At 74.6% G+C, this 12,963-nt stretch carries 13 protein-coding genes; 9 read left to right on the plus strand and 4 right to left on the minus strand.

Going from position 1 to position 12,963, the window contains the following annotated elements; all coding sequences use genetic code 11:
* Positions 1–11: 11 nt before the first annotated feature.
* Genes ACF1BH_RS21575 through ACF1BH_RS21585 form a run of 3 tightly spaced genes read right to left on the minus strand, consistent with a single transcriptional unit; the run spans position 12 to position 1,892 of the window.
* On the minus strand, positions 12–974 hold the full coding sequence (locus ACF1BH_RS21575; RefSeq protein WP_391644455.1) for an ABC transporter ATP-binding protein: 963 nt from the start codon (positions 972–974) through the stop codon (positions 12–14).
* Positions 971–1,342: a transcriptional regulator gene (locus ACF1BH_RS21580; protein WP_391644457.1), complete on the minus strand. Its 372-nt coding sequence runs from the start codon at positions 1,340–1,342 to the stop codon at positions 971–973. Before ACF1BH_RS21580 ends, ACF1BH_RS21575 begins: the two co-directional genes overlap by 4 nt.
* A 28-nt stretch (positions 1,343–1,370) precedes the next feature.
* A complete protein-coding gene (locus ACF1BH_RS21585; RefSeq protein WP_391644459.1) occupies positions 1,371–1,892 on the minus strand; it encodes a hypothetical protein in 522 nt (173 codons plus the stop codon).
* A 263-nt stretch (positions 1,893–2,155) separates the two neighbouring features.
* On the opposite strand from ACF1BH_RS21585, the gene ACF1BH_RS21590 reads away from it, so the two are divergent.
* From ACF1BH_RS21590 to hutI, 3 genes are read left to right on the plus strand one after another with little or no spacing between them, the layout of a single operon-like run.
* Positions 2,156–3,406, plus strand: coding sequence for an allantoate amidohydrolase (locus ACF1BH_RS21590; RefSeq protein WP_391644461.1), 1,251 nt, complete (start codon positions 2,156–2,158; stop codon positions 3,404–3,406).
* Positions 3,403–4,815 (plus strand): formimidoylglutamate deiminase, encoded by a 1,413-nt coding sequence (locus tag ACF1BH_RS21595; protein ID WP_391644463.1) that lies wholly within the window; start codon positions 3,403–3,405, stop codon positions 4,813–4,815. Before ACF1BH_RS21590 ends, ACF1BH_RS21595 begins: the two co-directional genes overlap by 4 nt.
* A gap of 47 nt (positions 4,816–4,862) precedes the next feature.
* Positions 4,863–6,032 (plus strand): imidazolonepropionase, encoded by a 1,170-nt coding sequence (gene hutI, locus ACF1BH_RS21600; protein WP_391644465.1) that lies wholly within the window; start codon positions 4,863–4,865, stop codon positions 6,030–6,032.
* Between the two features lie 123 nt (positions 6,033–6,155).
* Here the strand turns inward: hutI and ACF1BH_RS21605 are convergent, their stop codons facing one another.
* The gene (locus ACF1BH_RS21605; protein ID WP_391644467.1) at positions 6,156–7,106 is read right to left on the minus strand and encodes an RNA polymerase sigma factor SigF; all 951 of its coding nucleotides are present in this window, start codon (positions 7,104–7,106) and stop codon (positions 6,156–6,158) included.
* A gap of 248 nt (positions 7,107–7,354) precedes the next feature.
* On the opposite strand from ACF1BH_RS21605, the gene ACF1BH_RS21610 reads away from it, so the two are divergent.
* From ACF1BH_RS21610 to ACF1BH_RS21635, 6 genes are all read left to right on the plus strand, one after another.
* A complete protein-coding gene (locus ACF1BH_RS21610; protein ID WP_391644469.1) occupies positions 7,355–7,729 on the plus strand; it encodes an STAS domain-containing protein in 375 nt (124 codons plus the stop codon).
* A 169-nt stretch (positions 7,730–7,898) separates the two neighbouring features.
* On the plus strand, positions 7,899–8,399 hold the full coding sequence (locus tag ACF1BH_RS21615) for an ATP-binding protein (RefSeq protein WP_391644471.1): 501 nt from the start codon (positions 7,899–7,901) through the stop codon (positions 8,397–8,399).
* A gap of 266 nt (positions 8,400–8,665) precedes the next feature.
* Complete coding sequence (locus tag ACF1BH_RS21620) at positions 8,666–9,379, plus strand: LPXTG cell wall anchor domain-containing protein (protein ID WP_391644473.1); 714 nt, start codon at positions 8,666–8,668, stop codon at positions 9,377–9,379.
* 85 nt (positions 9,380–9,464) lie between these two features.
* Positions 9,465–10,397, plus strand: coding sequence for a hypothetical protein (locus ACF1BH_RS21625; RefSeq protein ID WP_391644475.1), 933 nt, complete (start codon positions 9,465–9,467; stop codon positions 10,395–10,397).
* Positions 10,394–11,503 carry a hypothetical protein gene (locus ACF1BH_RS21630; protein WP_391644477.1) on the plus strand — a complete coding sequence of 370 codons (1,110 nt, stop codon included), beginning with the start codon at positions 10,394–10,396 and terminating at the stop codon, positions 11,501–11,503. Before ACF1BH_RS21625 ends, ACF1BH_RS21630 begins: the two co-directional genes overlap by 4 nt.
* A 20-nt stretch (positions 11,504–11,523) precedes the next feature.
* Positions 11,524–12,933 (plus strand): hypothetical protein, encoded by a 1,410-nt coding sequence (locus tag ACF1BH_RS21635; protein WP_391644479.1) that lies wholly within the window; start codon positions 11,524–11,526, stop codon positions 12,931–12,933.
* Positions 12,934–12,963 lie beyond the last annotated feature (30 nt).

Genomic DNA, 12,963 nt, shown 5'->3' on the forward strand with positions numbered 1-12,963 from the left:
GTGCCGCAGGATCAGGCCGCGTGCGCCGCCTCGTCCGTGGCGCCCCGCGCCCCGTCCGTCGCCGGATCGGCCGCACCGGCCGCACCGGCTGCACCGTCCTTCCCGTGCAGCATGTGGAGGTAGGTGTCCTCCAGCGTCGGGCGGCGGACCTCCAGATCGGGGAGGGGGCCGTCGGCCGACCGGTGCAGCTCCCAGACCAGCCGGGAGGGGTCGGCGGTCCGCTCCCGGCGCGGTGTGCCGTCCGGGGCCGTCCAGCGGACCTCCGCCCGCGCGGCCGCCCGCCGGGCCAGCTCCCGGGGCGTACCGCAGGCCCGTATCCGGCCCTTGACCAGCATCGCCATGCGGTCGGCCAGCCGCTCGGCCTCCATGAGGTCGTGGGTGGTGAGCAGGACCGTCACCCCTTCCTCCCGGGCCAGCCGTTCGACCAGGGTGTGGAAATCGCGGCGCGCCTCGGGGTCGAAACCGGTGGTCGGCTCGTCCAGGAAGAGGAGTTCGGGGCGGCCGACGATGCCGAGTGCCACGTCGAGGCGCCGTCGCTGGCCGCCCGAGAGCCGGGCCACCTGCTGACCGGCCTGGTCGCTGAGGCCGACGAGGCGCAGCAACGCCTCCGGGTCGCGCGGCGCGCGGTAGTAGCACGCGAAGTGGGCCAGAAGCTCGCCGACCCGCCAGCGTCCGTGGTCCCGCCAGGTCTGCAGGACCAGGCCGAGCCGGGCGCGCCAGGTCTCGTCGCCGTGGGCCGGATCCGTGCCCAGCACCTCGACCTCGCCCGCCGAGCGCCGCCGGAAGCCCTCCAGGATCTCCACGATGGTGGTCTTGCCGGCGCCGTTCGGGCCGAGCAGGGCGAGGATCTCGCCGCGGTGCACCTCCAGGTCCACCCCGCGCAGCACCTCCCGGGAGCCGTAGCTCATCCGCAGCTCACGCACCCGGATCACCGGGGCGCCGCCGGGGCGCGCGGGCACCGTGGACGCGGTCATCGGGTCGCCTCGGCGGTGGCGGGCGCCGGGGCGGCGCTCTCCCCGGTGGGTGCGGCGGCCGCGGGGGAGGCGGTCGGGGCGTTCTCCACGATGGCCCGGAGCGCCGCCACATGGCCCTCGAACGCGGACCTGCCCCGGCCGGTGAGCCGGACCTTGGTGCGGCGCCGACGGCCGCCGCCCTCCTTGCGGATCTCCAGATACCCGGCCTCCTCCAAGGTGTGCAGCTGCTTGGAGAGCGCCGAGTCGCTGAGCGAGAGGCTGTCCCGGATGAACGGGAAGTCGGCCCATTCGGTGGCCGCGAGCAGCGCCACCACGGACAGCCGGGTCGCCGGATGGATCAGTTCGTCGAAGCCTGTCGGGGTGCTCATCGGGCGTACTCCTCACCACGGGGGCGGATCATCGGGCGGGCGGCGCGGCAGGGGTGCCGCTCGGGGCGGGGCGGGCGCCGTGGCCGCGCAGTGCGGTCAGCGTCCAGCGGTTCATCGGGCCGGCGCAGAGCAGGAAGACGCCCGCGGAGACGGTGGCCTGGACGACGGTGGGCAGCGGCAGCCGCAGGGTCTCGGCGAGGTACCCCGAGAGCAGGAGGGTGGTGAGCGTCACCACGGCGCCGAGCAGGGCGGAGACGCCGGAGCGCCAGGTGTGGCGCGAGCGGTGCAGCCGCACCCGGGCGCGGCGGGTGCGCAGGGCGATCAGCGTGCCGAGCAGCGCGACGTAGGCCACCGTCACCAGCCAGAAGGTCCAGTGGGGCAGGGCCAGGCCCCAGCTGGCGACGAAGAGCCACATGAGTGCGGCCGTGGTGGAGGTGGTGGCCGGGTCGCCGGAGGCGCAGCGCTCCACCTCGTCGTAGACCCGCTCCTGCGGCACCCGGATGCGCTGCAGGTCCTGCCAGGCGCGCTCCGCATCGACCGGTGTGGTCATGGTCGTCCCCTCCCCGTGAGTTACTTGCCTACTGGGAAAGCTAACACCGGCTTTCCCGGCGGGCAAGTCAAAAACGGGGTGAATCCTGGCGGGCACCCGGTCCGGTCGCGGCGGTCGCCGCCCTCTTCGTCCTGTTGACTAGGCATATTCAGCGAAGTCAATATGTGAATATCCCGATCCAATCGCTGCCGGGAGGCACCTGTGCCAGGACCTCGTCCCGTTCCGACCGAAGGCGCTGCCGCACCCACGACGGGGGTGCGCGCATGACCGGCCGGCCCGCGTCGTTCCACACCATGTGGCGGGAGTTGCAGCCCCTCGGCCGCGACACCTCCTCCGGCGGCTACCGCCGGCACGCCTGGACCCCCGCCGACGCCGACTGCCGTGCGTGGTTCCGCGCCCAGGCCGAGTCCCGCGGTCTCGCCTACGAGCTGGACCGCAACGGCAACCAGTGGGCCTGGCTCGGTGTCCGCTCGTACACCGAGGTCGCCCCCGGCTCGGCCGTCGTCACCGGCTCCCACCTGGACTCCGTCCCGGACGGCGGCGCCTTCGACGGCCCGCTGGGCGTCGTCTCCTCCTTCGCCGCGCTGGACGAGCTCCGCCGCCGGGGAGCGGAGTTCCGCGCGCCGCTGGCCCTCGTCAACTTCGGCGACGAGGAGGGCGCCCGCTTCGGGCTCGCCTGCGTCGGCTCCCGGCTCAGCGCCGGCGCCCTCACCCCCGAGGACGCGCGTGAGCTGCGCGACGGCGACGGCGTCACCCTCCCGCAGGCCATGGAGCGCGCCGGATACGACCCCGACGCGATCGGCCCCGACCGCGACCGGCTGGACCGGATCGGTGCCTTCGTGGAGCTCCACATCGAGCAGGGCCGCGCCCTCGACCTGACCGGCGACCCGGTCGGCATCGCCTCCGCCATCTGGCCGCACGGCCGCTGGCGGTTCGACTTCCACGGCGAGGCCAACCACGCGGGCACCACCCGCCTGGAGGACCGCCACGACCCCATGCTCAGCTACGCCCGGACCGTCCTCGCCGCCCGGGAGGCCGCCCGGACCGCGGGCGCCCTGGCCACCTTCGGGAAGATCAGCGTCGAGCCGAACGGCGTCAACGCGATCCCCTCGCTCGTCCGCGGCTGGCTCGACTCCCGCGCCGCCGACCAGGACATCCTGGACACCGTCGTCAAGGAGATCGAGCGCGCCGCCGCGGAGAGCGCCGCCCGCGACGGCGTCGACCTGCGCGTCGTCCGGGAATCCTTCACCCCCGTCGTGGAATTCGGCCACGCCCTCCGCGACGAGCTGGGCACCCTGCTCGCCCGCGCCGGCGACGGACGGCCCGTCCCCGTCCTCGGCACCGGCGCCGGACACGACGCCGGCATCCTCTCGGCGACCGTGCCGACCGCCATGCTGTTCGTACGCAACCCCACCGGCGTCTCGCACTCGCCCGCCGAAACCGCGGCCGAGGACGACTGCGTCGCCGGGGTCACCGCACTCGCCGACGTACTGGAGGGGCTCGCGTGCGCATGACGCCGCAGGACACGACGCCGCACGGAACGGCACCGCAGGACACCGCCCCCGAACGCCCCACCCCGCGGGGCGCGGTCGTCTACTGGCTCGAACACGCCTGGCTCGGCACCCACACCGAGCCCGGTGTGACCGTCGAGACCGCGCAGGGGCGGATCACGGCCGTCCGCACCGGCACCGCCACCCCGCCGCCCGGCGCCGTCGTCCTGCGCGGACTGACGCTGCCCGGCCTGGCCAACGCCCACTCGCACGCCTTCCACCGGGCGCTGCGCTCCACCGTGCAGGTGGGCTCCGGCACCTTCTGGACCTGGCGCGAGGTCATGTACGACACCGCCGCCCGCCTCGACCCGGACAGCTACCACGCCCTCGCGCGGGCCGTCTACGCCGAGATGGCGCTGGCCGGCATCACCTGCGTCGGCGAGTTCCACTATCTCCACCACCGGCCCGGCGGCGGCGCCTACGCCGACCCCAACGCCATGGGGGAGGCACTGATCGCGGCCGCCGCCGACGCCGGTATCCGCATCACCCTCCTCGACACCGCCTACCTCTCCGCGGGCTTCGGCACCCCGCCCGCCCCGCACCAGCAGCGCTTCTCCGACGGCACCGCCGACGCCTGGGCCGAGCGCGCCGCCGCCCTCAAGGGCGCGGAACACGCCCGCATCGGCGCGGCGATCCACTCCGTCCGCGCGGTGCCCGCCGCGCAGCTGGGCACCGTCGCCGACTGGGCCCGCGAGCGCGACGCCCCGCTGCACGTCCACCTCTCCGAGCAGACCGCGGAGAACGACGCCTGCCAGGAGGCCCACGGCTGCACGCCCACCCGCCTCCTCGCCGACCACGGCGCCCTCGGCCGCGCCACCACCGCGGTGCACGCCACCCACCTCACCCAGGAGGACATCGGCCTGCTCGGCGGCGCCGGGAGCGGTGTGTGCATGTGTCCGACCACCGAACGCGACCTCGCCGACGGCATCGGCCCCGCCGTCCGCGTCCAGGAGAGCGGCAGCCCGCTCTCCCTGGGCAGCGACAGCCACGCCGTCATCGACCTCTTCGAAGAGGCCCGCGCGATGGAGCTGAACGAGCGGCTGCGCACCCGCGCCCGCGGCCACTGGACCGCCGCCGCGCTGCTGCGCGCCGCCACCGCCGACGGCCACGCCGCCCTCGGCTGGGAGGGTGCGGGCACCCTGACCACCGGCGCCCTCGCGGACTTCACCACGATCGCGCTGGACTCCGTACGGACCGCGGGCCCGCCGCCCCGGCTCGCCGCGGAGACCGCGGTATTCGCCGCGACGGCGGCCGACGTACGGCACACCGTCGTCGGCGGCCGGCAGATCGTCCGCGACGGCGTGCACACGCTGGTGCCGGACGTGCCCACCGAACTCGCCGCGGCCATCGCCGCCGTGCGCACCAGCGACTGACGCGCCCCCAGCGGACGAACCAGCGGACGAAGGAGAACACCACCGCGATGACCACCACCGCACTGACCCATCTCACCCAGCTCGTCACCAACGACCCCTCCCTCGGCGAAGGCCCCCTCGGTCTGATCCAGGACGCGGCCGTCGTCATCGACGGCGACCGCATCGCCTGGGTCGGTCCGTCCAGCAAAACACCCGCCACTGACAACGCCGTCGACGCCGGCGGCCGCTCCGCCCTGCCCGGCTTCGTCGACTCCCACTCCCACCTGGTCTTCGGCGGCGACCGCACCCAGGAGTTCAACGCCCGGATGTCCGGCCGCGCCTACGAGGCGGGCGGCATCCGCACCACCGTCGCCGCCACCCGCGCCGCCACCGACGACCAGCTCTCCGCCAACGTCGCCCACTACCTCGCCGAGGCGCTGCGCCAGGGCACCACCACCTTCGAGACCAAGTCCGGCTACGGCCTGACCGTCGAGGACGAGGCCCGCGCGCTGCGCATCGCCGGGGAGCACACCGACGAGGTCACCTACCTCGGCGCGCACATCGTCTCGCCCGACTACGCCGACGACCCGGCCGGCTACGTCGACCTCGTCACCGGCCCGATGCTGGACGCCTGTGCCCCGCACGCCCGGTGGATCGACGTCTTCTGCGAGAAGGGCGCCTTCGACGGCGATCAGGCCCGCGCCATCCTCACCGCGGGCAAGCGGCGCGGCCTGCTGCCCCGCATCCACGCCAACCAGCTGTCCTACGGGCCCGGTGTACAGCTCGGCGTGGAGCTGGACGCGGCCTCCGCCGACCACTGCACCCATCTGACCGACGCCGATGTCGACGCGCTGGCCAACTCCGCCACCGTCGCGACGCTGCTGCCCGGCGCGGAGTTCTCCACCCGCGCCACCTGGCCCGACGCGCGCCGCCTGCTGGACGCGGGGGCGACCGTCGCGCTCTCCACGGACTGCAACCCCGGTTCGTCGTTCACCTCGTCGATGCCGTTCTGCATCGCCCTCGCCGTACGGGACATGCGGATGACGCCGGACGAGGCGGTGTGGGCGGCGACGGCGGGCGGTGCGCGGGCGCTGCGCCGTACCGACGTGGGCCGGATCGCCCCCGGCGCGCGCGCCGACCTCACGCTGCTGGACGCGCCCTCGCACGTCCACCTCGCCTACCGGCCCGGCGTCCCGCTGGTGTCGGGCGTCTGGCGCAAGGGCGTCCGGGTGGCCTGAGCCGCGACACAGGGGCCCGCACGGGCCCCGGACACGGAGGAGGGCCCGCCCCGAGTCGCCCGGGGCAGGCCCTCCTTCGCGCGGGCGGACACCGGCCGGTGGACCGGTGGCGACCGCGGAATCTCACTCGTCGATCATCAGACCCTTGCGCAACCGTGCCAGGGTGCGCGAGAGCAGCCGGGAGACGTGCATCTGGGAGATGCCCAACTCCTCGCCGATCTCGGACTGGGTCATGTTGGCGACGAAACGGAGCGACAGGATCTTGCGGTCGCGCGGCGGGAGTTCGGCGATCAGCGGCTTGAGGGATTCGACGTACTCGATGCCTTCGAGTCCGTGGTCCTCGTAGCCGATACGGTCCGCCAGCGCGCCTTCGCTGTCGTCCTCCTCGGGCTGGGCGTCGAGCGAACTCGCGGTGTACGCGTTGCTCGCCGCCATGCCCTCCACGACCTCGTCCCGGGTGATGCCGAGACGTTCGGCCAACTCGCCGACCGTGGGTGCACGGTCCAGCTTCTGGGCCAGTTCGTCACCGGCCTTGGCGAGGTCGAGGCGGAGCTCCTGCAGCCGCCGCGGCACACGCACCGACCAGCTGGTGTCGCGGAAGAAACGCTTGATCTCGCCGACGATCGTCGGCATCGCGAACGTCGGGAACTCGACGCCGCGGCTCAGTTCGAACCGGTCGATCGCCTTGATCAGACCGATCGTGCCGACCTGGACGATGTCCTCCATCGGCTCGCTGCGGGAGCGGAACCGGGAGGCTGCGAACTTGACCAGGGCGAGGTTGAGTTCGACCAGGGTGTTACGGACGTAGGCGTATTCGTGGGTGCCTTCCTCGAGCGATTCGAGGCGCTCGAAGAGGGTTTTGGACAGGGCCCTCGCATCGACCGGACCCACCTCGTCGAACGGCGGGATCTCGGGCAGTCCGTCGATTCCGGGCACCACCGGCAATTCGGGTTCGGCGGCGGCCGGCTGGGAAGGGATCTGTCCGGTCGGGTCGGACGGGGGTGTCGACGAGGTGTGCTGCCGGGTGTCGTCGGTGCGCATTTCGTCGAGCCGGGGTGACATGGTCTCCTCCATCGTTCTCGGCATATGGCTGCCGATGCCTCTACGTGAAGCTGCGGTGTGCGGCGCCTCCAAAGCCGGCCGTGGCGAATGTGTCTGCATCTACGCCTACCTGGCTTTGCTGGAAGATGGCAAGTGTGCGATGTCCGTATTTGGTGTTATATGCGGATTGTTCAGCTACCCCTGTGTGAAGCGAAGGCGTAGGGTTCGATGAGCGCAGTCATAGGCAAACGACGTCGAGACAGCAAGAGGGGTGCGCGCGCATGGACCGCGGGACGGTCGGCAGTGCGAGCCGGGGCCGGCTTCACGTCGCGATCCGGCATCACGGCGCCAGCGCGGTCGTGACGGCGGCGGGTGAGCTGGATCACCACACCGCCGATCTGTTGCGTGACGCGCTGGAGGGGTGCGTGGCGGAGGGGCGCGCCCGCCTGGTGGTCGACTGTGAACCCCTGGAATTCATGGACTCCACCGGACTCAACGTCCTGCTCGGCGCCCGGCTCAAGGCGGAGGCCGCGGGGGGCGGGGTCCATCTCGTCGCGATGCAGCCCGTGGTGGCCCGCGTCTTCGAGATCACCGGCGCGGAGGCGGTTTTCACGGTGCACGACTCACTCGACGCGGCACTGGCCGGCGAAGGGTGACGGAGGATGCTCCGGGGGGCGGCATTCCGGACGCGTAGTCCGCGTCACATCTTCCGTTCCCAAGAAGTGGGTGTTCTCACGGTCCGGTCGGGCAGGAGACATCTGAATCCGTTGAATCTGTCAGTTATCCGTTTTCCGTGAAAAGGCGAATCGGTGAGGTGAAGCGCTGATGAGCACCACCCGGCCGTACCCGCCGGGCGACCTCGGCCCGGAGTCGGGCAGCGCCGGCGCTTCCGCCGTGGCCCCGGCCGCCGCCCCGGTCGGCCAGGTCCGCAGGCTGCGCCTGAGCGGCACCCGAGGGGCCGTCGCGCGCGCCCGGGACTTCGCCCGTGAGGCCCTCCAGGACTGGGGCTGGCTGCCGGCCGCCACCGCCGATCAGCGCGCGGCCGCCGAGGACGTCCTGCTGGTCGTCTCCGAGCTGGTCACCAACGCCTGCCTGCACGCCGAGGGCCCCGAGGAGCTGCGGCTGCGCTGCACCGCCAAGGTGCTGCGACTGGAGGTCGGCGACCTCGGCGCCGGATCGCCCGCCCCGCGCACCCCGCACCGCGCCGGACGCCCCGGCGGGCACGGCATGTTCATCGTGCAGCGGCTCTGCCTCGACTGGGGTGTCGTCCGCAACCCCGACGGCCCCGGCAAGACCGTCTGGGCCGAACTGGCCGCTCCGTCCTGAGCGGTGACGGGCGGCGCGCGCCGCCCGGGAGCCCGGCGCGGCCGGGAGATGAGGGCGTGGACCGGAGGGTCCGCGCCCTCCGTGCGTTCCGCCCCGATCCGCCCCGCGCAGTGCCTTCCCCCTTCGCGGTCCCCGGCGTACCTTGAGCCACCCATCTGATGCGCCGTCAGTAAAACGGGCGGCGCCCAGGGACGGTACGGGGCCGCCGGGCCCGCGGCCCGCACGGGCCCCGCCGCGCCCCTGGACCCGGGAGAAGGGAACGAGAGGTGGCCCGCTTCCACGCACCGCAGATCCGCCGCCCCCGCCGCGCGGCCCGGCCCGCCGTCGCCGTCGCGCTGACCGGAGCTGCGGTGCTGCTGTCCGCACCGGCCGCGCACGCCGAGGTCGTCGACGTCAACTACCAGTGCAAGACCCCGATCGGCAACAAGGGCGCCGTCTCGCCCATCGACATCAGGTCCACCCCGAGCGGCGGCGGGTACCAGCTCGTCATGTCGTTCCGGAAGGGCGTCTCGTCCAGCCCCGTCGAGCTGGGCAAGGGCGCCATGAAACCCTCCGCCGTCATCGAACTGGGCGGCGCGGACAAGGGGACGGTGCCGGTGACCGGTCCGCCCAACGACCAGGCGATCCCCGCCAACACCCCCATCAAGATCAGTGACCTGAGCGGTACGTACACCCCCAAGGCCAGCGGCAAGGTGACGTTCACCGCGGGCGAGCTGACCATCAAGGCGCTCGGCACCACGACCACCTGCACCCCCGCCAACAGCCCCAAGCCGTCGCTCAGCCTGGACGTCAAGGGCGGCTCCGGCGGGTCGGGCGGCGCGTCCGGCGGCTCCTCGGGCGGGGGCGCGTCCGGCTCCGGCGGGCAGCTGCCGCAGACCGGGCCCGCGGACTCCGCCGTCGCCCTCGGCACCTTCGGCGGCACCGTGCTGCTCGCCGGGGCGGCCGGCGCCCTCTGGCTCGGTCGCCGCCGCGCCGCCTGACCCGCCGTCGCACCTCCCCGGGGCGCGCGCCCGCACCGCGCCGCCCCTTCCGTACGCGTACGAGCACGAGCACCAGGAGCAGTCGATGCCGTTCCGTACCCGTGGCGCGTCCGTGGCCCTCGCGACGCTCGCGACGCTCGCCGCGCCGGTGTGCCGGCCCCCGGGCGCCGCGGCGGCCGATGCCCGGCCCGGCTGGTCGGCCGCGCCCGCGCCCGGCGCCGGGAGCCGCCCGACCGGCGACGACCGGCCGTTCTTCTACCTGGAGGGCGCGCCCGGCACCGTCCTGGCCGACCGGCTCGCGGTGACCAACCCGGCCGGACACCCCGTCACCGTCCGGCTGCGCGGCGCCCCGGCCCCGGGCGGTACGGACGCCTCCGCCTGGCTCGCGCCCGCCGCGGACCGGGTGCGCGTCCCGGCGCGGACCCGGGCGGCCGTGCCGTTCACCGTCCGGGTGCCCCGGGACGCCGCACCCGGAGAGCGCACCGCCGTACTGCGCGCCGACGGCCCCGGGGGCGGGCGGAGCGTCCCCGTCCATCTGCGGGTGACCGGGCCCGCGCTCGCCGCGCTGGCCGTCGAGGATGTCACGGTGGCCCGGGGCGACGAGGGCGCGGAGATCCGCTACACGCTGGTCAACCGCGGCACCACGGTGCTCCGGCCCCGCCTCGCGGTCCGCGCCGACGGCGTCCTCGGGACCGCGCTGCGCCGCCCGGCCCGCGCGCTGCCGCTGACGCTCGCCCCCGGACAGCGCGTCCGGCGTACCGAGACCTGGTCCGATCCGCCCGCCCTGGATGCCGTCGACGTGACCCTCACCGTCACCGCCGCCGGGGGCGCACACGCCTTGGCGCGCGCCGGGTACGCACCCCTCTCCCGGGGCGCGCTCGGCGCCGGGGCGCTCGCCGTCGCCGCGGGCGCGGGCGGCGCGCTGTGGCGCCGCCGACGCCGCGCCGGACGCACCGCACCACCGGACCAACACACCTCGGAGACAAGGGAGTTGACGCGCGTGGGAGACCGACCGTGAGCCGGGGAGCGGCACGCCGTACGGTACGGGCCCGGCTGCGCCGCGCGGCCGCCGCCGTCCTCGTCCTGGGCGCGGCGCTGCTGCCGTACGCGCCGGCCGCGGCCGCGGCCCCGGGAAGCAGCGCCGCGGGAGCGCCCACCGCCGAGGTCGGTACCGCACAGGCCGGGACCGGCGGCACGGTGACCGTCTCCGGGCGCGGCTGGCGGCCCAAGGCGCTGCTCACCCTGCTGATCTGCGGCCAGAACATGATCGGCGGCACCAACTCCTGCGCCAACGGCGACGGACGGGCGGTCACCACCGATGCCTCCGGCGCGTTCCGGACCGCGCTGCCGGTGGCCGAGCCGCCCAAGCCCTGTCCCTGTGTGGTGCACGTGGCGACGGTGACCGGCCCGGCGGCCGCCGACGACGTGCCGTTCGCGGTCGCCGGGCTCCCCGTCGCGCCGCTGCCGAAGGAGACCGGCGCCCGCCTCGCCGTGGTCTCCGGGCCCGAACTGACCGGCGGCGACAACCTGCTCACCTGGTTCGGCGCGCCCCCGCGGCGGCGGCTGACCTTCACGGTCGGCAACACCGGGGCGGTACCGGCGAAGGACCCGGTCTTCACGGTGGGCACCGCGCACGGCGTGTTCGCGCCCCAGTGGGAGGACCGGCAGTGGCGCGGCACCGTGCCCGCCGGGAAGAAGGCCCGCGTCGCGCTGGACGTGGAACTGGCGGCCGGCGCCCACGGCGACTACCGGGTCTCGGCCAGGTACGGCGGCAAGCTGCTGGTCGAACAGGCATGGGGCGTCGGGCGGCCCTGGGGCGTGACGCTGTTCTGGGTGCTGCTCTGCGTGGTGGTGCCCGTCGCCGTCTTCCGCGCCGGGATGGCTGTCGTCGACCGGGTACGGCCGCGGACCGCACCGGCGCCGCGCGCCGCCGGGTCCGCCCGCGGGGCCACCGGGCCCCGGGCGCCGGGCCGGTGGCGCGCCCGGCTGCGCACTCTTCGTGGCGGTACGGACGGGGGGACCGCAGCGGCGGACCACCCGGCCGCACTGCCCTGGTACACCCCGGACACCGCACCGTCCGCGACCACATCCACCGCACCACCGACAGGGGAAGGGCCATCGTGATGAGGAAACGGAGGAGCGTGATGGGGCAACGGAGGAGAGCGGGGGTGGCCGCCGGGGCGGCGCTGCTGCTCGCGGGCGCGGGGCTGGTGGCCACGGCCCCGATCGCGCAGGCGGCGGACACCGCGTACCGGACGGAGTGCACCCCGCCACCGATCTCGGGGCTGCCGCCGATCGAGGGCACCACCACGGTGGCGCTGAGCGCACCGGCCACCGCGAAGGTCGGCGAGGAGATCGAGGTGGTGTGGAAGACGGTCACCGCCGCCTCGAAGAACCCGGACGTCCTCGACCTGGACAAGGACACCGTGCAGCCCTCCGGCGTGGTGCAGCTCGCCGGGGCGCAGGCCGGTGAGCTGGCGATGAAGGGGCCGCGGAGCAATCCGCCGATCCCGAAGAACAGCCCGATGGTGCTGGCGGACATGAAGGGCACGCTGAAGCTGGAGAAGCCGGGGGAGGTGACGCTGACCCCCGGCGCGTACACGATCAACGTCAACAAGCCGATCTCCACCGACACCAAGTGCGTCCCGAAGGAGCAGGTGAAACCGGCCGTCACGATCAAGGTGACCGACGGCGGCGGTACGACCGGGGGCGGCGACTCCGGAGGGACGGCGGCGGGCGGCACCTCGTCCGGCGGCTCCGGCGGCTCCGGCGGTGCGGCCGCGGGCGGGACGTCCACCGGCGGTACGGACGGCGGCACCGGCACCGGAGGCTCCGATTCCGGAGGCGGCACCGGCGGCAGCTCAGGCGGCAGCAGCACCGGCGGCTCCGGCGGTGAGCCCGACGGCACCGCGCACCAGGGGAAGCAGGTGCAGGTCCCGTACGCCTGCAAGACGCCGATCGGGGACAAGAAGGCCACCTCGCCGGTGCGGATCGACGCGGTGGCGAAGGGCGGTGGCTACGACCTGACGGTGAAGTTCGCCAAGTCCGTGATGGACAGCCCCGCGGACATCCCCAAGGGCTCGGTCAAGCCGTCGATGGCGGTCGCGCTGGGCGGCGCGGACAAGGGCACCGTCAAGGTCGAGGGCCCGCCCAACGCCGCGCCCATCAAGTCCGGGCAGCCCATCGAGATCCCCGACCTCAAGGGCGCCTACACCCCGGGCGCCACCGGCCGCACCACGTTGACCCCCGGCGTCCTGACCGTCAACGCCCTGGGCACGACCACCACCTGCACCCCGGAGAAGGACCCGGGCGCCTCCCTGACCCTCGACACCGCGGCCCGGCCCGGCGGCGCCTCCGGCGGGACGGCCGCGGCGGGCGGCACGTCCGGCTCCACGGGCGGTTCGGGCTCCACGGGGGGCGCGGCGGGCGGTCTCGCCGACACCGGCGCGAGCGACCACGGCGGGCTGACCGCCCTCGGCCTCTTCGCCGGCACCGTGCTGCTGCTCGGCGGCGCCCTCCTGCTCGGCACCCCCTGGCGCCGGGCCCGCCGCTGACCGGCCCCGCATGCACGAGGGCCCGGCACA

This window comes from Streptomyces sp. NPDC014733 (assembly GCF_043083385.1).
Classification (GTDB): Bacteria; Actinomycetota; Actinomycetes; order Streptomycetales; family Streptomycetaceae; genus Streptomyces.

Bases quoted from the DNA above. Each gene is read 5' to 3' on its own strand.
- ACF1BH_RS21605 (WP_391644467.1), bottom strand. From the start codon at position 7,106: ATGGAGGAGACCATGTCACCCCGGCTCGACGAAATGCGCACCGACGAC.
- ACF1BH_RS21580 (WP_391644457.1), bottom strand. From the start codon at position 1,342: ATGAGCACCCCGACAGGCTTCGACGAACTGATCCATCCGGCGACCCGG.
- ACF1BH_RS21575 (WP_391644455.1), bottom strand. From the start codon at position 974: ATGACCGCGTCCACGGTGCCCGCGCGCCCCGGCGGCGCCCCGGTGATC.
- ACF1BH_RS21625 (WP_391644475.1), top strand. From the start codon at position 9,465: ATGCCGTTCCGTACCCGTGGCGCGTCCGTGGCCCTCGCGACGCTCGCG.
- ACF1BH_RS21635 (WP_391644479.1), top strand. From the start codon at position 11,524: ATGGGGCAACGGAGGAGAGCGGGGGTGGCCGCCGGGGCGGCGCTGCTG.
- ACF1BH_RS21585 (WP_391644459.1), bottom strand. From the start codon at position 1,892: ATGACCACACCGGTCGATGCGGAGCGCGCCTGGCAGGACCTGCAGCGC.
- ACF1BH_RS21615 (WP_391644471.1), top strand. From the start codon at position 7,899: ATGAGCACCACCCGGCCGTACCCGCCGGGCGACCTCGGCCCGGAGTCG.
- ACF1BH_RS21590 (WP_391644461.1), top strand. From the start codon at position 2,156: ATGACCGGCCGGCCCGCGTCGTTCCACACCATGTGGCGGGAGTTGCAG.
- ACF1BH_RS21610 (WP_391644469.1), top strand. From the start codon at position 7,355: ATGGACCGCGGGACGGTCGGCAGTGCGAGCCGGGGCCGGCTTCACGTC.
- ACF1BH_RS21595 (WP_391644463.1), top strand. From the start codon at position 3,403: ATGACGCCGCAGGACACGACGCCGCACGGAACGGCACCGCAGGACACC.
- hutI (WP_391644465.1), top strand. From the start codon at position 4,863: ATGACCACCACCGCACTGACCCATCTCACCCAGCTCGTCACCAACGAC.